This window comes from Thalassobius sp. Cn5-15 (assembly GCF_022347685.1).
Lineage (GTDB): Bacteria > Pseudomonadota > Alphaproteobacteria > Rhodobacterales > Rhodobacteraceae > Thalassobius.
Genome location: NZ_JAKRGF010000008.1, coordinates 110,150 through 128,663, shown reverse-complemented (window position 1 = coordinate 128,663; position 18,514 = coordinate 110,150). Strand labels below are relative to the sequence as shown.

Below are 18,514 nucleotides of genomic sequence, written 5' to 3'. Positions count from 1 at the left end.
AAACTGGCTCTGGACTTACAAAAACGACCGGCCCAACATGGCCATCGGCGGGATCACTCCAGCTATGAAACTGAAAACAGCCGCATGAATTCTATGGCTGAGCCCCATTAAAAATGGGGGGATTACCGATGGGTTTCAGTTTTTTTGCGCAGACAGCGGCGTTTGGCTCACTGACAATGTGCTTGCAGCCTACTTGGGGTTCGGAAAAATCGCATAGAAAATAGAGCGGAAAGCAAATAGGCCGCTTGGAACATTTATTTGTCTGAACAGTATTGAATGTGCCTAGACCTGCGGCGCGTACAAGCTCGGCGATCCGCAGAACCAATTGAACTTCGTGCAAAAGCGATAAACTCTTGTCATCTTTCAGTGGAGGAAGTGGTGAGCCGTGAAGGATTCGAACCTTCGACCCACTGATTAAAAGTCAGTTGCTCTACCAACTGAGCTAACGGCCCACTCTCTCGTGTGGGGCGCTTCTAGATAGACTGGCGCTGGGGGTCAAGCGGATTCGGGAGATTTTCGACGAGAAATTTGAATCTTTTTTTGGGGTGCCGAAAACGCCCTTAAAAACTTATGTTTTCGGGCGCCAGTTAAAACCAAGCTTTGAAACGATTTTAGTAAATGCGGTGTTGCGCGATCTTCATGGGGGCTATGCAAACGTCGTGATGCGTCCATATCTGGATTGATTGAAGAATCCGGCGTATAGGGACGCGATGGAACAGAACCGCCAAAACACTTTGCCATTCATGAAAATGCATGGGTTGGGAAACGACTTTGTTGTCGTGGACGCCCGTGCGCGTGCGGTGCCGCTGTCTGAGGTGTTATCTGGCGCGCTGGTGGTTGCCATCGCCCATCGTCAGATGGGGGTGGGTTATGATCAGTTGGCGGTGATTGAGCCGTCCGAGAAGGCCGATGCGCATTTGGTGTTTTATAATGCCGATGGATCAACCTCTGCCGCCTGTGGCAATGCTACCCGATGTATCGCCCGCCATCTGATGCAGGAAAGCGGTAAAACCGCGCTGCATCTGACCACAGATCGCGGTGATTTATATGCCGAGGATGCAGGTAACGGCCTGACCTCCGTCAATATGGGGCATCCGCAGCTTGCGTGGGATGAGGTGCCGCTTGCCCGTGAGATGGACACGCTGGAGTTGCCGATTGACGGTGCGCCCACCGCGACCGGCATGGGGAACCCGCATTGCACCTTTTTCGTCAAGGATGCAGAGGCGGTGGACCTTGAGGCGCGCGGCGCCGAGGTGGAGCATCATCCACTCTATCCGCAGCGCACCAATGTGCAGTTTGTCAGTGTCATCGCCCCCGATCACCTGCGCATGCGGGTGTGGGAACGCGGGGTTGGGGTGACGCTGGCCTCTGGCTCTTCCTCCTGCGCGACGGCGGTGGCGGCGGCGCGGCGTGGTCTGACCGGGCGCAAAGTGCAGATTGAGCTGGATGGCGGCACTCTCTGGATTGACTGGCGCGGCGATGGCGTTTGGATGACCGGTGCGACCATGCATGTTTTCACGGCTGAATTGACCGTCCAGTTCCTGGAGGCCGCGTCATGAACAAGCCCGTTGCCGTGAAGCCGCCTGTGTTTGCCACCCTTGGCTGCCGCCTCAACGCCTATGAGACGGAGGCGATGAAAGACCTTGCCGCACAGGCAGGAGTCGAAGGCGCCGTGGTGGTTAACACCTGCGCGGTAACGGCAGAGGCAGTGCGTAAATCGCGGCAGGAGATTCGCAAGTTGCGCAAGGAAAATCCTGATGCGCGGATCATTGTGACAGGCTGTGCGGCGCAGACGGAACCGGAAACTTTCGCTCAGATGGGTGAGGTGGATCTGGTTATCGGCAATACCGAAAAAATGCAGCCGGAAACTTGGGCCAACATGGGTCCGAACTTCATCGGGGACACGGAAAAGGTGAAGGTGGACGATATCATGTCGGTCACCGAAACCGCGGGCCACCTGATTGATGGTTTCGGCACTCGTTCGCGTGCCTATGTGCAGGTGCAAAACGGCTGCGATCACCGCTGCACCTTCTGTATTATTCCGTATGGTCGTGGCAATTCGCGTTCTGTCCCTGCCGGTGTGGTGGTCGATCAGATCAAGCGGCTGGTGGACAAGGGCTATAACGAGGTGGTGCTGACAGGTGTGGACCTGACCAGCTGGGGTGCCGATCAACCGATGCAGCCGAAGCTGGGCGACCTGGTGATGCGGATCCTGAAACTGGTGCCGGACCTGCCGCGTTTGCGGATCAGCTCGATTGACAGCATCGAGGTGGATGAAAACCTGATGCAGGCCATCGCGACCGAGAAGCGCTTGATGCCGCATCTGCATCTGTCACTGCAGCATGGCGACGATATGATCCTGAAACGGATGAAGCGCCGCCATCTGCGCGATGATGCTATCCGTTTTGCTGAGGAAGCGCGGAAACTGCGCCCCGACATGACCTTTGGTGCCGACATCATTGCCGGTTTCCCGACCGAGACAGAGGCGCATTTTGAAAACTCGCTCAAGCTGGTGGAGGAATGCGACCTGACATGGCTGCATGTCTTCCCCTATTCCAAACGTGAAGGGACACCAGCGGCGAAAATCCCTAATCAGGTCAACGGCAACGTGATCAAGGACCGTGCTGCCCGTCTGCGCGCCGCAGGGGTGGCGCAGGTGGCGCGCCATCTGGCGCAGCAGATCGGCCAGCCCCATCAGGTGCTTATGGAAAACGCACACATGGGTCGCACCGCGCAGTTTACCGAAGTTACCTTTGACCTGCCGCAGGTAGAGGGTCAGATTGTCGAAGCAGTGATCAAAGGCATCAAGGGGCAGCAGTTGATAGTATGAGTCGTGTGATCTTCCTCCACGGAGCGTCAAGCGCGGGTAAGACCACGCTGGCACGGGCCATTCGCACCGCAGCAGAGGATGGGTTCATGCATCTGTCGCTGGATCATTTCCGCGACAGTGGTGCAGTGGACCGGACACACTACCGTGATTGGCAAGCCCAGAGGCCCGCATTCTTTGAAGGTTATCACCGCGCCCTGTGCGGTTTTGCCAAGGCTGGCAATGACCTGATTATCGAACATATTCTGGAAGACCCCGATTGGTTGCCGCAGCTGCAACGCGGGCTTGCACGGCAGCAAGTGCTGTTTGTTGGATTGCATACGGCGCTAGAGGTTCTGAATCACCGCGAGGTCGTGCGCGGGGATCGCCCGATCGGGTCTGCTGCTCAGGATTTTGCCAATGTACATCGAGGATTGCACTATGATCTGGAGCTGGACGGCAGCGCCGCTGTAGATTTGAACGCGCTGAAGGTGCTGGCCGCGATGCAAGCGCAGCGCAAGCCGTCGGCGCTGTTTGCGTCATGACGCCTGTCCTCTACTCTTTCCGCCGCTGTCCTTATGCGATGCGTGCCCGTCTGGGCGTCGCAGCTGCAGGGATCACTGTAGAGCTGCGTGAGATTGTTTTGCGCGACAAAGCGCCAGAGTTTCTGGCCGCCAGTCCCTCTGCCACGGTGCCGTGTTTGGTGCTACCGGATGAGGTGATCGACGAAAGTATCGATATCATGGTTTGGGCGCTTTCACAGAACGACCCTGGGGGATGGCTGGATATGCCAGCGTCGGGTTATGATCTGATTGCCGAGGCAGACGGCCCGTTCAAACAGGCGCTTGACCGCACCAAATACACCACCCGCTATCCTGATTGCGATCCCGCGGAGGAGCGGGGTAAGGCGCATGCCTTCTTGCATCGCCTGAACGATCAGATTGGGGAACAAGCGTTTCTGTTTGGCGATGCGCCCACATTGGCCGATATGGCGATCCTGCCGTTTGCGCGCCAGTTTGCCTTTATTGATAAGGCCAGATTCGATGCCGAAGATTGGCTGAGCCTGTCAGGGTGGCTAGAAGGTTTTCTGCAATCCCAACGTTTTACCTCCATTATGCCGAAGCTGGCGAAATGGCAGGCCGGGGACGATCCGGTGATGTTTCCCTTCGATCAGGGTTGATCTGATACGTCTGCGATAGAAAGCTGGCCCCAGCCACGCAGAGGAGCCAGCGCCATGCACCCCAACCCCATCTTTCGCACCGCAGAGGCGGCGCAGAACCTTGCCTTTGCCGCTGAACAGGGGTTTGGCATGGTGGCGCTCAACGGCCCGGGTGGTCTGCCGCATCTGGCCCATGTGCCGTTTTTGATTGAGGGCGACAGGGTGCTGTTTCACCTTGTGCGGTCGAACCCCATTGTGCGGGCCTTGAAGAGCGGCACGATGTTACGCTGCGTGGTGCGTGGGCCGCATGGGTATATCTCGCCCGATTGGTACGGTGTGCCAGATCAGGTGCCGACGTGGAACTATGTGGCGGTCCAGATCGACGGTCGGGGGCAGATCCTGGATCAGGATCTGTTGCCTGCGCTGCTGGATCGGTTGTCTGAGCGCTTTGAGACCGCACTGGCGCCGAAACCGGTGTGGAAGATGTCCAAAATGGATCCTGATGCGCTGGCGCGCATGATGCGGATGATTGTGCCGGTGCAGATGCAGATCAGTGCTGTCACCGGCACGTGGAAGCTGTCCCAGAACAAGGATGACGCCGTACGTCTGGCGGCTGCGGATGGTGTGGTTGCGGCGGCACTTGATCCGCAGGCGGCGGCGCTTGCAGCATTGATGCGAGATCTGGCGGTTGGGGTGTAGAGGCGGATTAAGCTGAAATAGGTACTGTTTCGTGTCCATCTGCGCCAGATCATAGACAGGCTGTCACACAGCGTTACGCTGAAATGTGATACGATAGATTGAACAACAGATAGATAAGGGAGGTCACCATGCAACTGATTTATGCGCCCACGTCACCCTTTGTGCGCAAGGTGCGTGTGCTGCTGGCAGAAACTGGTCAGCGTGACGCAGTTGAACTGGTGCAGGTCGCCACCACACCGCTCTCGACGCCCGAAGAGGTCAGCGTCGCCAACCCTGCGGGTAAGATCCCGTCGCTGGTGCGCAGCGATGGACCGGCGCTTTATGACAGTCGGGTGATTTGTCAGTATCTCGACGACCGAGCAGGCTCCGGCCTCTACCCCGAGGCGACCCGCTGGGAGGTGATGACGCTGGAAGCGACCGCAGATGCCATTATGGATGCGGCGGTGCTGATTGCTTACGAACGCCGCATTCGTCCGCCGCAGTTGGTCTACCCCGAATGGGAAGAGGCGCAGTGGGCCAAAGTTGCCCGCGCGGTGCAGGCGGTGAATGATCGTTGGATGTCTCATTTGGCGGGGCCGATGACTATGGGACATGTCGCGGTCGCCTGTGCGCTGGGGTATCTGGATTTCCGCCACGACGCGCGTGGCTGGCGCAAGGGGTGTGATGCACTGGATGACTGGTACGCGGTCTTTGCCGAACGTGACAGTATGAAGGACACCGTTCCGGCGGCCTGATCCACTGCATTGATTCTCCAATGCGACGTCATGAAAAAGGGCCCCGAGGGGCCCTTATGTCTGTAAGGCTGCCTGATCGGGAATCAGAAGCTGTAGCTGACACCAACGTTGATGGAGTTGGTGATGATTCGGGTTTCCAGATCGCCGCCCCCGTCGAGATCGACGTTGTTGTCCGACCAGGTGAACTGATATTCGCTGAACAGATCCCAGTTTTCGTTCAGCGCGTAAGAAGCACCGGCAGTCAGGCGCGCGGCGGGGCCGCTGTACTGATATCCGAAGGTGCGTTCAGTGCTGCCGGTGGCGCGCGCATCAACGTGCGGCACTGCGATGCCGAGGCCTGCGTTCACGTAAGGGGTGAATTGGTTCCAGAGGCCGGGCCAGCGCTTGGAGTAGTTTACGGTCAGGATATTGTGGCCGTCCGAAAACTCCAGCCGGTCAAAAAGCGCTGTTTCGTCAGCACCATAGACCTTGGCATGAGTCAGTTCGACGCCCCAGCCGGTGTTGTCTTCGCGCCAGTAGGTGATGCGGCCGCCATAGTAGGGCGGTGCGGCAAAAGAATCGCCTTCCCAGCCGATCAACTCGCTAAAGCTGCCCCCGCCGCCGGGCAGGGTGCCTTCGATACGGGAATGGGGCGAAGTCTGATAACCGCCGTAAAAGCTCAGCTCAATTTCGGCGGCGGCGGTGGTGGCGACGCTGGCGGCCATCAGACCTGCCAGTGCGGTGGTGGTCAGAAGCTTAGCGGGCATGACCGGTATCCTTTATGTGCTGTGGTGGTGTGCTGTTTTACGATTTGAAGCGCAGGATAATCCCTGAACAGCTGTGCCTCAACCGCGACACATAGGCGCTTGTGACTGTTGTGCAACCCCTGCGCTGGAATGTCCGCTGGACTGAAAGGGCTTCCGCCGCTAAACAGCGCCTTGGAAAGGCTGCGTCTTGCGCGGCCCAGAACCGTGTAGGTCCCTCATGGGCTATAAAGGAGAAAACCCGTGTCCCACGCAGAAGATCACGAAGGCACCCGCAGGGACTTCCTGTACTATGCCACCGCAGGCGCCGGTGCTGTAGCGACAGGTGCCGTAGTATGGCCGCTGGTCAACCAGATGAATCCCGCCGCCGATGTGCGCGCTCTGGCGTCGATCCGTGTCGACGTTTCCGGCGTAGAGCCCGGCACTCAGCTGACCGTGAAATGGTTGGGTAAACCTGTCTTTATCCGCCGTCGTACCGCTGACGAGATTGAAGCAGGCCGTGCGGTTAGCGTTGCTGACCTGACCATCGACCAAGCATCGCAGAACGCCAACAAACCCGAGGCAGATGCGGCTGACGAAAACCGCACCCTGGACGAAGCCGGCGAATGGCTGGTGATGATCGGCGTTTGCACCCACCTCGGCTGTGTTCCGATCGGTGATGGCGCTGGCGACTTCGGCGGCTGGTTCTGCCCCTGTCATGGTTCGCATTACGACACTGCTGGCCGTATCCGCAAAGGCCCGGCGCCGCGCAACATGGATGTGCCGGTCGCTGTCTTTGCTGACGAAACCACCATCAAACTGGGTTAAGGAGCGTAGGTATGTCCGGAATTCCCCACGACCATTACGAGCCGAAAACCGGTTTCGAAAAATGGGTCCACACCCGTCTGCCCATCGTTGGGCTGGTTTATGACACTCTGATGATCCCCACCCCGAAGAACCTGAACTGGTGGTGGATCTGGGGCATCGTACTGGCATTCTGCCTGGCGCTGATGATCGCCACCGGCATTGTCATGGTGATGCACTACACCCCGCATGTGGACTACGCCTTTGCGTCGGTTGAACACATCATGCGCGACGTGAACGGCGGTCACATGATCCGCTATATCCACATGAACGGCGCCTCGCTGTTCTTTGTTGCCGTGTACATCCACATCTTCCGTGGCCTGTTCTACGGGTCCTACAAGGCACCCCGCGAAATCACGTGGATCATCGGTATGCTCATCTACCTGATGATGATGGGCACCGCGTTCATGGGCTACGTTCTGCCTTGGGGTCAGATGTCTTTCTGGGGCGCGACCGTAATCACCGGCCTGTTTGGCGCGATTCCCTTTGTTGGCGAACCGATCCAGACCTGGCTGCTGGGCGGCCCGGCCGTTGATAACGCCACGCTGAACCGCTTCTTCTCGCTGCACTACCTGCTGCCGTTCGTGATTGCAGGCCTGGTGATTGTTCACATCTGGGCGTTCCACCACACCGGCAACAACAACCCGACCGGCGTCGAAGTACGTCGCGGCTCCAAAGAAGAAGCTGAAAAAGACACCCTGCCGTTCTGGCCCTACTTCGTGATCAAAGATCTGTTCGCGCTGGCGCTGGTTCTGCTGGTCTTCTTTGCGATTGTTGGCTTTATGCCCAACTACCTCGGCCACCCCGACAACTACATCGAAGCAAACCCGCTGGCGACGCCTGCACACATCGTTCCTGAATGGTACTTCCTGCCGTTCTACGCGATCCTGCGTGCGTTTGATTCCGAAGTATGGGTGGTGATGTTTGCAGGCTGGATTACCGGTGGCATCATCGATGCCAAATTCTTCGGCGTACTGGCCATGTTCGGCGCAATCGCAGTGATGGCGCTGGCCCCGTGGCTGGACACTTCGCGCGTGCGTTCGGGTCAGAACCGTCCGATGTTCAAATGGTGGTACCGCCTGCTGATTCTGGACTTCATCGTTCTGATGTGGGCCGGTGCAATGCCTGCTGAACCGCCGTACTCGACCATCTCGCTGATCGGTGCAACCTACTGGTTCGCCTACTTCCTGGTCGTTCTGCCCCTGTTGGGTGTGATCGAAAAGCCGACCGAAGCGCCGGCGACGATCGAAGACGACTTCAAAGCCAAAGTGGCCAAATCGGCCAAAGCCGCCAAGTAAGAGGAAACAGGATAATGCTTAAGAAAATTGCGATCTCCGCAGTTGCGGCCCTGACCCTCTCGGCGGGTGGTGCGCTGGCTGCCGGTGGTGGTGAACAGCATATCGAAGACATCGCCTTCTCCTATGAAGGCCCCTTCGGTAAGTTTGACCAGATGCAGCTGCAACGCGGTCTGCAGGTCTACACTGAGGTGTGTTCGGCCTGTCACGGGCTGAAGTATGTACCGATCCGTACCCTCGCGGACGAAGGTGGCCCGCAGCTGCCCGAAGATCAGGTGCGTGCTTACGCCGCTGAAATGTCGATCTACGACGCTGATCTGGATGATGACCGTCCCCGGACCCCGGCTGACAAGTTCCCCGAGTCCGGTCTGGAAACTGCACCTGACCTGAGCCTGATGGCGAAGGCGCGTGCCGGCTTCCACGGCCCTGAGGGCACCGGTATCAATCAGTTGGTCCGCGGCATGGGTGGTTCGGAATACATCTACTCGATCCTGACCGGTTACACCGGCAAGGAAAAAGAGCAGGCCGGTACCACTTTCTACGAAAACACCGCCTTCCCGGGTGGCTGGATTTCGATGGCCCCGCCGCTGGCGGGTGAGGATGTAGAGTATGCTGATGGTCACTCCACCAGCCTGCACCACGAAGCAGAAGACGTCTCGGCCTTTCTTATGTGGGCCGCAGAGCCCAAGATGATGGACCGTCAACACGCCGGTTTTGTCGCGGTTCTGTTCCTGACCATTCTGTCGGTCCTGCTGTACCTGACCAACAAACGCCTCTGGGCACCGGTCAAACGCGCAGCCAAGGAAGCCGCGAAAGAGGCCTGATCCTTTTAGGGTTTTGAGAATTAAAGAAGCCCCGCCTAGATCGGCGGGGCTTTTTTGTGGACGTTGTGCAACGAGTATTTTGCGATCCTGCCAAAGCGTGGATGCTGCGCTTTTCAGCTTGCCGCAGTCACGCGTGTGCGAAGGGCTGTAATCAACGCTTTGGCCTCAACAGGCGGAACCCGCTCAATCCGCCGGTAGCCACTGCCATCACGTTTGCGGGTCAGCAGGGTGCAGGAAATCATCGTGCGCCGCAGGGTGGCAGGGTCGTTGAACAGATGCGCCGCGTTGAGGTGGGTATTGATGGTTTTCTCGTCCATCTGTGTGTCTGCTGGCAGTCGCGCCCACAGAGCCCAAAGCGCCAGCGTCTGGATGGCGCGTTTGGCAGGCCATTGGATCAGCCGTCCAGCCTCATCAAACTGGTGCAGGCAACGTTCAACAGTTCGGCTGTCGGGTTGGATTGCGGCCTGCGGTCGCTCCAACCGTTTATGTGCGGCATGAGCGGCGCGCATGTGCTGCACGTTTTGAAATCCGGCTGCGCGGGCCAGCATGTTCATCAGGCTGAGGTGAGCTGGCGCGCTTGTACCCAATTCTTTGGCCAAGGCGCGGGTGAAGGGGGTCAGATCCTCCACCGTCAGGGGGAGAGGGGATTTTGTCATCGTGTTTCCAAACAGGGCGTTTGCACATCCGTTGGTCGCTGACTTGACGAACCGCGCCCTTTGTTCATGAAACGATGGCAAGGTGTCTGGTGGTGTGGCAGGTTTAGCACCCCCGTGTGGGGGCAGCGACGCCTCGGTGTCTGCCGACCGTGACACCAGCCTAGCAAGGCCAGCGCCACGGTGCCAGTAGAAACGTGATGCCTTTTAGCGCATCAGATCCGGCAGATCGCCTGTCAGCCCTGCGGCCTCGCGCATGAAGCTGCGGCGCAGACCGGGCACGGCGTTGATAGCACCCATTCCCAGATCGCGGGCAAGGCGCAGTAGCGGATTGTCGTTGGAAAATAGTTTGTTCGTTAAATCGGTGGTCAGCGCCAGTGATGCGGTGTCAAAACGGCGCCATTCGCTGTAGCGGTCCAGAACCAACTCGCTGGCGAAATCTTCACCGCGTTGACGGGCCTCGATCAGCACTTGTGTCAGGGCCCCGATGTCGCGCAGGCCAGCGTTCAGGCCCTGACCTGCAATTGGGTGCATCCCATGTGCCGCATCCCCGATCAGCGCCATGCGGTCGCCGGTGATTTGATCTGCCAGTGTCAGGTTCAGCGGGTAGGTAAAGCGTTTGCCGGCCAGTTCGATCCGACCCAGAAAATCGCCAAACCGTGGGCGCAGAACCTGCATATACTCTTCGTCACTCAGGGCATGGATCGCGGCGGCGTTGTCGTGGGTTTCGGACCAGACGATCGACGACAGATTGCCCGGCAGCGGTAGGATCGCAAGTGGCCCCGGCGGCATGAAGAACTGATGCGCGATGCCGTCGTTCGGCAGTTCATGGGAAATGGCGCAGACAAGTGCGGTCTGGCCGTAGTCCCAGCCGGTGCGCTTGATCCCTGCGCGCTTAGCCGTGCCGGATTTGCGTCCGTCGGCACCGATTAGCAGCTTAGCCGTGACGGTCTCACCAGTGTCCAGCGTCAGGGTGACGCCCTGCGTATCTGCCTCTTGGGCCACAACAGTGGTACCATCCATTACGGTGATCTGGTCCGTGGCCTGCATCGCATCGGACAGCGCGCGCCGCAGGTAGCGATCCTCCAGCATGTAGCCCATTGGGCCTTCTTCCAGCTCTGTGTGGTCAAAATGCAGGAAAAACGGGCTGAGCGGGCCTTCACCAGCGCGCCCGTCGGTGACTTTGATGTCGCGCATCGCCTGTGCGTTGTCAGCCACCTGATCCCAGATGCCGATACCCGCCAAGAGCCGCTGTGAGCCTAGCGCCAGCGCGTAGGAACGACCATCAAAGTTATCCGATTGCTGCACGCTGCGAGCCAAGGCGTCGATCACCGTGACGGTGAAGCCCGCGTTCGCTAGGGCCAGAGCCTGAGCCGGACCGTTCAGTCCGCCGCCAATGATCACAATATCGCTGTTATGTTTCATGCCCTTCAATATGCGTGGGTTCACGGGATTGTCCATGCGCCCCGTGGTCGCTACGGTCCTGAAAATGCGATTTTGGGACAATGCAAATTCGGAGGGTGTGCAATGCAGGAGTGGTTGAAATCCAGTGCCGCAGATTTGGGGCGGGGCATTGCGGCGGGTCAGATTGATCCAGTGGTCCTGACGCGGACCTATCTGGACGCTATCACCGCGCATCCATTCGCTGATCGCATCTATGCCCGTGTGACCGCAGATCGTGCCTTGGCCGAGGCGGAGGCGGCGGCGAAACGTGCGCGGGCCGGGCAGCGCCTGTCCCCTTTGGATGGGGTGCCCATTTCGTGGAAAGACCTGTTTGATTCGGCAGGCGTCGCGACGGAGGCGGGGTCTACTTTGCTGAAAGGCCGCGTGCCTGCCAGCGATGCGCCCGTACTGGCCAACGCGACCGCGCAGGGGATGGTCTGTCTGGGCAAAACACATATGAGCGAACTTGCCTTTTCCGGTCTTGGCCTCAACCCCATGACCGCAACGCCGCCCTGCGTGAATGATCACGACGCTGTGTCGGGCGGATCTTCCTCCGGTGCTGCGACCTCTGTCGCCTTTGGTCTGGCGGCGTGTGGGATCGGGTCGGATACTGGCGGATCCGTGCGGATCCCTGCGGCGTGGAATGATCTGGTAGGCCTCAAGACCACATCGGGTCGCATTGCGCTGGATGGGGTGGTCGAACTTTGCGCGCAGTTTGACACCATCGGGCCGCTTGGCCGTTCGGTTGAGGATGCGGCGTTGATGCTGGCGGTGCTGGAAGGGGGGCGCTTTGCCGATTTGCGTAGCGCGACCCTGAAGGGGCGTCGGTTTGCGGTGCTGCAAACCGTGGTGCTTGAGGATACACGTGACGCGCCCATGCAGGCGTTTAATGCAGCGGTCGAAAAACTGGCCGAAGCTGGCGCCGAGGCTGTGAAGATTGATGCGCCAGAGGTAGCCGAGGCGATGGCGCTAACTGGGCCCCTTTATACGGGCGAGGCCTATGGCATCTGGCGCGATGTGATCGAGGCACAGCCTGATCTGATGTTTGATCGCATTCTTGAACGCTTCCGTGGCGGGCGGGACGTCAGTGCGGCGGATTATGTGGCGGCTTGGCGTAAACTGCGCGGTCTGCGGGCGCGCTGGTATGAACGGGTTGCGGGTTTTGACGCCGTTCTGTGTCCGACGGCGCCGATTCTGCCGCCCAATGCCGAACGGCTGATGCAGGACGATCAGTATTACGTCACAGAAAACCTGTTGGCGCTGCAAAACACGCGGGTAGGCAACCTGATGGGCAACTGTGGTGTCACCCTCCCCACGGGTACGCCCAGTTGTGGCATCCTGTTGAACGGATTGCCCCATCAAGAAGAGCGCCTACTGCGCATCGCAGCGGCGGCAGAGGCGGTGCTGAACGCGACGTGAACGCCCGCGTCCCTTCGTCAAAAAGGTCACATCAGCCCCCCCGTTCAGGTAAGGGAACTGGACGGCGCGGGGCATTTTCGCTAGTCTCAGACCAAACGGGGCGTGAATGATCCCGATATATTGAGGCAAAATCTGATGTTTCCTGAGCGGTTTTCTAACCTTCCCGCTTATGCATTCCCGCGTCTGCGTGCTCTGCTTGATGTGCATGAGCCGGGTGGTGCGGTGATGCATATGACGATCGGCGAACCCAAACACGCGTTTCCAGCGTGGGTTGGGGATGTGATTGCTGAAAACGTCGAAGGTTTTGGTAAATACCCCGCCAATGACGGCACGCCGGACCTGCTGGGCGCAATTCGCGACTGGGTGCAGCGGCGCTATGGCGTTGGCCTTGGCGATGATCAGATCATGGCGCTGAATGGCACGCGCGAGGGGCTTTATAACGCCTGTATGGCGCTGGTGCCGGAACAGAAGGGCGGCGGTCAGCCTGTGGTCCTGCTGCCGAATCCCTTCTATCAGGTTTATATGATCGGCGCGATTTCCGTGGGCGCAGAACCGATGATGGTGCCCGCCACGGCTGAAACCGGTCATCTGCCTGATTACACCAGCCTGCCGTCCGAGGTGCTGAATCGCGTGGCAGCGGCCTACATCTGCTCGCCTGCTAATCCGCAAGGCGCTGTAGCCAGCCGTGACTATTGGGTGCAGCTGATCAAATTGGCCGAACAGTATGATTTCCGCATCTTCGCGGATGAATGTTATTCTGAGATTTACCGAAACACACCTCCCGTAGGGGCCTTGCAGGTTGCGAAAGAGGTGGGCGCAGATCCCGAGCGGGTGGTGATTTTCCATTCGCTGTCCAAACGCTCAAACCTGCCTGGTCTGCGATCCGGATTCGTTGCCGGTGGGCCTGATAGCATACAGCGCATCCGCCAGTTGCGCGCCTATTCCGGTGCACCCTTGCCGCTGCCTTTGCAGGCCGCAGCAGCGAAAGTTTGGGCGGACGAGGCGCATGTGGTGGAAAACCGCACGCTCTATCAGCAGAAGTTCGACATCGCGGATCGCATTCTTGGCGACCTGCCCGGATACCTCAGCCCGGAAGCGGGGTTCTTCTTGTGGTTGCCGGTTGAGGACGGCGAAGAGGCGGCGCTGAAACTGTGGAAAGAAACCGGGGTGCGCGTTTTGCCCGGTGCCTATCTGGCACGGGATGTGAACGGTTTTAATCCGGGCAAAGGTTATATTCGGGTGGCACTCGTCCACCCCAACAACGATGTGGAACAGGCGCTGACGGCGCTGCGCCACACACTCTACCAGTAAGGAAAGAGGGCAGCGATGGCATATCAGGCACGCGGACGCGATCCCCTATTTGGCAGCGACATGCAGGCCGCACTGGAAAAGCGCGGCAAGGAATTGATCGGGATCGGATTGATACTGATCGGGCTGATCTTTGTGGCGATGATTTATTCACATGTGCCAGAGGATCCGTCGTTCCTGTCGGCCACGGATGCGCCGGTGCAAAACTGGCTGGGTCGACCGGGGGCGTCCATCTCGGCGTTGTTGTCGGTGATTCTGGGCAATGGCGCTTGGGTGTTGCCGCTGACCATTCTGGCTTGGGGTGCGCGCCTGATGATGCACCATGGGTTGGATCGGGCGCTGGGGCGCCTGATATTCTTGCCGATTCTGATTGCCGTTGCTTCTGTCTACGCGGCGACGCTGTCGCCCGGTGAGGGCTGGACCATGGGCTATGGCCTTGGTGGTCGGTTTGGTGATGCGATCCTTGGCTTTGTGCTGACCGTTGTGCCGTTTTCTATGGGATTTGCGCTGAAGCTGATGTCGCTGCTGAGTGCAGCGGCAATGATTGCGCTGGCGATTTTTGTTCTTGGCTTCACTTTACCAGAGGTGAAGCGTGCAGGCCGTTTCCTGATGGTGGGGCTGGTTCTGACCTATGCAGTTCTGTTGGCACTGCTGGGCCGCGGGGCCAAAGGGGCCTTGGGCGCTGCGTTGACCATGCAAGCGAACCGCGCCGAACGCCGTGCAGAGCGGGTCCGTCAGGCAGAAGAAGATGAATGGCAGGTCACTGATGAGGGTGACTTCGACTTCATGACCGAAGAACAGGTCGCCGCGCAGCACTATGCGCCTGAACCCGTGCCGGAGCCTGAAGCGAAACCCAGCCTGTTGAAACGCATGCCCACCCTGATCCGTCGCGCCGATCCGGTGGAAAATGTCGAGATGCCTATGCCTGAGCTGGTTGCGCAGGGGCTGGCACCCGATGTTGAGGCGCCGGGCGAAGACCGTATCAAATCCAAAATTTCTGACGCTATCAAATCGCGGGTGCGTTCGAATCCCGCGGTGCAGGTGGAAACCGTGGCGCCGCTGACAAAGGGGCGTGGTCGCGGGCCAGATCCGTTGGTTCTGAACACCGAGCCGCAGATGCAAGTGGCTCAGGTTCAGACACAGCAGGCGCATGGCCTGCGGGTTGAGCCGCCGCTGACCGCTGGCGGACGGGTGGAACCACCCCTTGCTGCTCCGGTGTCTGCACCTACGACACCTTCAACTGCGACGCCGCCTGTTGCCGCGCCACATATCGATCCCGCGCCGCAGAACATTTTTGCCGAAGCTGTCCCGCATGAAGGCATGCCGGCCGGGGCGGTAAGGTCGCCCGCTGCCACCCCGGTGGCAGAGACGCCGCAGCCCGCCTATGTTGAAACACCGATCGCTTCGGAAATCCCATCGGCGATTGCTGAAATTGCGGCCTCCGTCGGTGAGGTGGTGGAACAGCCTGTGAAAGCGGCGCCGCAAATGGCCGCGCCAGAGCCTGCAGCGCCGGTTTCGCCCTCACCGGCAGCTCCGCACGCGATCCCAACGCCGGAGCCGCGCAAGGTGGTGCAGCCACTCAATCGCAAGCCGATCCAGCCCTCTACCCGTGCAAAGGCGGAGGCGCAGCCGGGCTTGCAGTTTGATGATAAAGCGCCCGCTTATGAGCTGCCGCCGCTCGGCCTCTTGGCTAATCCCGCGGCGATCCAGCGACACCACCTGAGTGACGAGGCGCTGGAAGAAAACGCTCGCATGTTGGAAAACGTGTTGGATGATTATGGTGTGAAGGGTGAGATCGTCAGCGTGCGCCCTGGCCCCGTTGTCACCATGTACGAATTGGAACCCGCGCCCGGTCTGAAAGCCAGCCGTGTGATCGGCTTGGCCGATGACATCGCACGCTCTATGTCGGCCCTGTCAGCGCGTGTGTCCACCGTGCCCGGCCGCAGCGTGATCGGCATTGAACTGCCCAATGAAAACCGTGAAAAAGTGGTGCTGCGTGAAATCCTTGCGGCGCGTGACTTTGGCGACGGCAATCAGAAACTGCCGCTGGCACTGGGCAAGGACATCGGCGGTGATCCTGTGGTTGCCAACCTGTCCAAGATGCCCCACCTTTTGATTGCAGGGACCACTGGGTCCGGTAAATCTGTGGCGATCAATACTATGATCCTCAGCTTGCTGTATAAACTGACGCCAGAGGAATGCCGTCTGATCATGATCGACCCGAAAATGCTGGAACTGTCGGTTTACGATGGCATCCCGCATTTGCTGTCGCCGGTTGTAACCGATCCGAAAAAGGCGGTTGTGGCGCTGAAATGGACCGTGGGCGAGATGGAAGATCGCTATCGCAAGATGTCCAAAATGGGTGTGCGGAACATCGACGGCTATAACAGCCGCGTAGAAGATGCGTTGGCCAAAGGCGAAACCTTCAGCCGTACCGTACAGACCGGATTTGATGATGAGACGGGTGAGCCAGTGTTCGAGACGGAGGAAATCACCCCCGTCAAAATGCCCTACATCGTCGTCATCGTGGATGAGATGGCCGACCTGATGATGGTAGCCGGCAAAGAAATCGAAGCCTGCATTCAACGTCTGGCGCAGATGGCGCGTGCGTCGGGTATTCACCTGATCATGGCTACGCAGCGTCCGTCGGTTGACGTGATTACCGGTACGATTAAAGCGAACTTCCCCACCCGAATTTCTTTCCAGGTGACGTCAAAAGTGGACAGTCGGACGATCCTTGGCGAAATGGGCGCGGAACAGCTCTTGGGCATGGGCGACATGCTTTATATGGCAGGCGGGGCGAAGATCACCCGTTGCCACGGTCCCTTTGTCAGTGACGAGGAGGTCGAGGAAATCGTCAACCATCTGAAATCTTACGGTCCCCCCGATTACATCGGTGGTGTGGTCGATGGACCAGAGGATGAGAAGGCCGATAACATCGACGCAGTGCTGGGCCTGGGGGGCAATACCAACGGTGAAGATGCCCTTTATGATCAGGCCGTTGCGATTGTGGCGAAGGACCGGAAATGCTCCACTTCCTACATCCAGCGGAAACTGGCGATTGGTTATAATAAAGCCGCCCGATTGGTAGAACAGATGGAAGATGAGGGGGTTGTCTCTGCCGCTAACCATGTCGGTAAACGCGAGGTTCTGGTTCCCGAAGTGGGCTGACACGGTGAAACATAGGTAAAGCGGTCCATATTCATGGGCCGCTTTTTGCCATTTGACATCTTTGTGAGGGATCCCCACCTGTTGCAGGATGTGAAAGCGATTAGGTTTATTGTTATGAAACGATTTTCTATGTCTCTGGCAGCCATTGCTGCCCTTGGTCTGTCGGCGCTGCCTGCGTTTGCGGATCAAATTCCGCTGGAACGTCTGTCTGGGTATCTGAACGGGTTGAAGACCGCGCAGGCGAACTTCACTCAGATCAGCGATGACGGCACCATCATGACCGGTCAGCTACAGCTGAAGCGCCCGTGGAAGATCCGGTTTGAATATGATCAGGACGAAACACTGGTGCTTGCGGAATCGCGCTCGGTGGCGATTTTTGACCCACGCGGCAACCCGCAGCCAGAAACCTATCCCCTCAGCAAGACACCGTTGAAACTGATCCTTGATCGCAGCATAGACTTGGCCAAGGCCAATATGGTTGTGGGCCATACTCACGATGGCACGTCCACCTCTATTCTGGCGCAGGATCCAGAGCATCCTGAATACGGTACGCTGGAGCTGGTCTTTACCGACAATCCCGTGCAGCTGCGCCAATGGGTTGTGCGCGATGAGGTTGGCACGGCGACCACTGTTGTGCTGGGGGAGCTTGATGGCTCTGTTTCGCTGCGCAACAGTGTGTTTAGCATCCGCGCAGAGAAGGAACGTCGTAGTCGCTAAACGACGACTGAACCCTTTCAGAAAGAGAAAGCCAGACCGGCAGGCATGCGGGTCTGGCTTTTGTTTTCTGAACGGTTTGGACCGCGCGGAATGTGTTACCGCCGTGGACAGGTGCGCAGCTGTGCCTGATACATCTTGGCGCGGGCATCGACGTTGTTGGAAACGCGGACCAGCCAGCTCTTCCGTTTGTAGGTGCCGCGGCGATAGCCGGTATGGCCTTCGTGGTAGGCCAGATATTGGTGTTTGGCGTTGCTCAGCGCGATGCCGTTGCGGTCGCGCGAATTGTTCATGTACCAGCCCATGAAATCGGTGGCGTCATAGATGTTGTCACGCCGTGCACCAAAACTGCGGGTGGCGCGTTGGTATTCGGCCCATGTGCCGTCCAGTGCCTGACCATAGCCATAGGCGGAACTGACGCGCCCCATCGGGATCACACCCAGCACATAGCGGTAGGGGGTGCGGGCGTTGCCGACGAATTTGCTTTCTTGGTGGATGGTGGCCATCTGCACGTGCACAGGGACACCCCAACGGCGTTCTGCAGCGCGGAAAGCGCGGCCAAATTTCGGTCGTTGGCTGAGGATCGAACAGGCATTGTCCAGATTGCGCGGGGCTGTGTAGTTGCCACCGCCGCAGGACGCCAAAACCATCATCAGCACCATTAGACGAAGGAGTCTGCTCATCTGCCTCGTGCTCTCTTTTA

General features: G+C 58.8%; 17 protein-coding genes and 1 tRNA gene. 13 read left to right on the top strand and 5 right to left on the bottom strand.

The features are described 5' to 3' along the window. Positions 1-376: 376 nt before the first annotated feature. A tRNA-Lys gene (locus tag MHM86_RS15490) sits at positions 377-452 on the bottom strand. 258 nt (positions 453-710) lie between these two features. Between MHM86_RS15490 and dapF the strand changes: the two genes are divergently transcribed. The 6 genes from dapF to MHM86_RS15460 all read left to right on the top strand — a co-directional run bounded on the left by dapF (position 711) and on the right by MHM86_RS15460 (position 5,398). Continuing rightward, on the top strand, positions 711-1,559 hold the full coding sequence (dapF, locus tag MHM86_RS15485) for a diaminopimelate epimerase (RefSeq protein ID WP_239201114.1): 849 nt from the start codon (positions 711-713) through the stop codon (positions 1,557-1,559). Continuing rightward, positions 1,556-2,830, top strand: a complete 1,275-nt coding sequence (gene mtaB / locus MHM86_RS15480) for a tRNA (N(6)-L-threonylcarbamoyladenosine(37)-C(2))-methylthiotransferase MtaB (RefSeq protein ID WP_239201112.1) — start codon at positions 1,556-1,558, stop codon at positions 2,828-2,830. Before dapF ends, mtaB begins: the two co-directional genes overlap by 4 nt. Continuing rightward, the gene (locus MHM86_RS15475; RefSeq protein ID WP_239201111.1) at positions 2,827-3,351 is read left to right on the top strand and encodes a chloramphenicol phosphotransferase CPT family protein; all 525 of its coding nucleotides are present in this window, start codon (positions 2,827-2,829) and stop codon (positions 3,349-3,351) included. The genes mtaB and MHM86_RS15475 overlap by 4 nt, the downstream gene beginning before the upstream one ends. Beyond that, positions 3,348-3,986, top strand: coding sequence for a glutathione S-transferase (locus MHM86_RS15470; RefSeq protein WP_239201110.1), 639 nt, complete (start codon positions 3,348-3,350; stop codon positions 3,984-3,986). The genes MHM86_RS15475 and MHM86_RS15470 overlap by 4 nt, the downstream gene beginning before the upstream one ends. A gap of 54 nt (positions 3,987-4,040) precedes the next feature. After that, positions 4,041-4,664 carry an FMN-binding negative transcriptional regulator gene (locus MHM86_RS15465; protein WP_239201109.1) on the top strand — a complete coding sequence of 208 codons (624 nt, stop codon included), beginning with the start codon at positions 4,041-4,043 and terminating at the stop codon, positions 4,662-4,664. Positions 4,665-4,792: 128 nt separating this feature from the next. After that, positions 4,793-5,398 carry a glutathione S-transferase gene (locus tag MHM86_RS15460; RefSeq protein ID WP_239201108.1) on the top strand — a complete coding sequence of 202 codons (606 nt, stop codon included), beginning with the start codon at positions 4,793-4,795 and terminating at the stop codon, positions 5,396-5,398. Between the two features lie 83 nt (positions 5,399-5,481). Here MHM86_RS15460 and MHM86_RS15455 read toward each other — a convergent pair whose 3' ends face one another. Beyond that, a complete protein-coding gene (locus tag MHM86_RS15455; protein WP_239201107.1) occupies positions 5,482-6,144 on the bottom strand; it encodes an outer membrane protein in 663 nt (220 codons plus the stop codon). A 240-nt stretch (positions 6,145-6,384) separates the two neighbouring features. Between MHM86_RS15455 and petA the strand changes: the two genes are divergently transcribed. From petA to MHM86_RS15440, 3 genes are read left to right on the top strand one after another with little or no spacing between them, the layout of a single operon-like run. Next, the gene (gene petA, locus MHM86_RS15450; protein WP_239201105.1) at positions 6,385-6,948 is read left to right on the top strand and encodes a ubiquinol-cytochrome c reductase iron-sulfur subunit; all 564 of its coding nucleotides are present in this window, start codon (positions 6,385-6,387) and stop codon (positions 6,946-6,948) included. 11 nt (positions 6,949-6,959) lie between these two features. Continuing rightward, positions 6,960-8,282: a cytochrome b N-terminal domain-containing protein gene (locus MHM86_RS15445; RefSeq protein WP_239201096.1), complete on the top strand. Its 1,323-nt coding sequence runs from the start codon at positions 6,960-6,962 to the stop codon at positions 8,280-8,282. A 14-nt stretch (positions 8,283-8,296) separates the two neighbouring features. Next, on the top strand, positions 8,297-9,103 hold the full coding sequence (locus MHM86_RS15440) for a cytochrome c1 (RefSeq protein WP_239201095.1): 807 nt from the start codon (positions 8,297-8,299) through the stop codon (positions 9,101-9,103). A 113-nt stretch (positions 9,104-9,216) separates the two neighbouring features. Here MHM86_RS15440 and MHM86_RS15435 read toward each other — a convergent pair whose 3' ends face one another. Next, the gene (locus MHM86_RS15435; protein WP_239201094.1) at positions 9,217-9,759 is read right to left on the bottom strand and encodes a DUF2087 domain-containing protein; all 543 of its coding nucleotides are present in this window, start codon (positions 9,757-9,759) and stop codon (positions 9,217-9,219) included. 204 nt (positions 9,760-9,963) lie between these two features. After that, positions 9,964-11,181 carry a UbiH/UbiF/VisC/COQ6 family ubiquinone biosynthesis hydroxylase gene (locus MHM86_RS15430; RefSeq protein WP_239201093.1) on the bottom strand — a complete coding sequence of 406 codons (1,218 nt, stop codon included), beginning with the start codon at positions 11,179-11,181 and terminating at the stop codon, positions 9,964-9,966. Between the two features lie 102 nt (positions 11,182-11,283). On the opposite strand from MHM86_RS15430, the gene MHM86_RS15425 reads away from it, so the two are divergent. The 4 genes from MHM86_RS15425 (at position 11,284) to MHM86_RS15410 (ending at position 17,814) form a co-directional block, all read left to right on the top strand. Then, positions 11,284-12,618 carry an amidase gene (locus MHM86_RS15425; RefSeq protein ID WP_239201091.1) on the top strand — a complete coding sequence of 445 codons (1,335 nt, stop codon included), beginning with the start codon at positions 11,284-11,286 and terminating at the stop codon, positions 12,616-12,618. 135 nt (positions 12,619-12,753) lie between these two features. Next, positions 12,754-13,929: an aminotransferase class I/II-fold pyridoxal phosphate-dependent enzyme gene (locus MHM86_RS15420; RefSeq protein WP_239201090.1), complete on the top strand. Its 1,176-nt coding sequence runs from the start codon at positions 12,754-12,756 to the stop codon at positions 13,927-13,929. Between the two features lie 15 nt (positions 13,930-13,944). Then, positions 13,945-17,097 carry a DNA translocase FtsK gene (locus tag MHM86_RS15415; RefSeq protein WP_239201089.1) on the top strand — a complete coding sequence of 1,051 codons (3,153 nt, stop codon included), beginning with the start codon at positions 13,945-13,947 and terminating at the stop codon, positions 17,095-17,097. 114 nt (positions 17,098-17,211) lie between these two features. Continuing rightward, the gene (locus MHM86_RS15410) at positions 17,212-17,814 is read left to right on the top strand and encodes an outer membrane lipoprotein carrier protein LolA (RefSeq protein WP_239201088.1); all 603 of its coding nucleotides are present in this window, start codon (positions 17,212-17,214) and stop codon (positions 17,812-17,814) included. Positions 17,815-17,909: 95 nt separating this feature from the next. Here the strand turns inward: MHM86_RS15410 and MHM86_RS15405 are convergent, their stop codons facing one another. Further along, positions 17,910-18,494: a lytic transglycosylase gene (locus tag MHM86_RS15405; RefSeq protein WP_239201087.1), complete on the bottom strand. Its 585-nt coding sequence runs from the start codon at positions 18,492-18,494 to the stop codon at positions 17,910-17,912. Between the last annotated feature and the right edge of the window lie 20 nt (positions 18,495-18,514).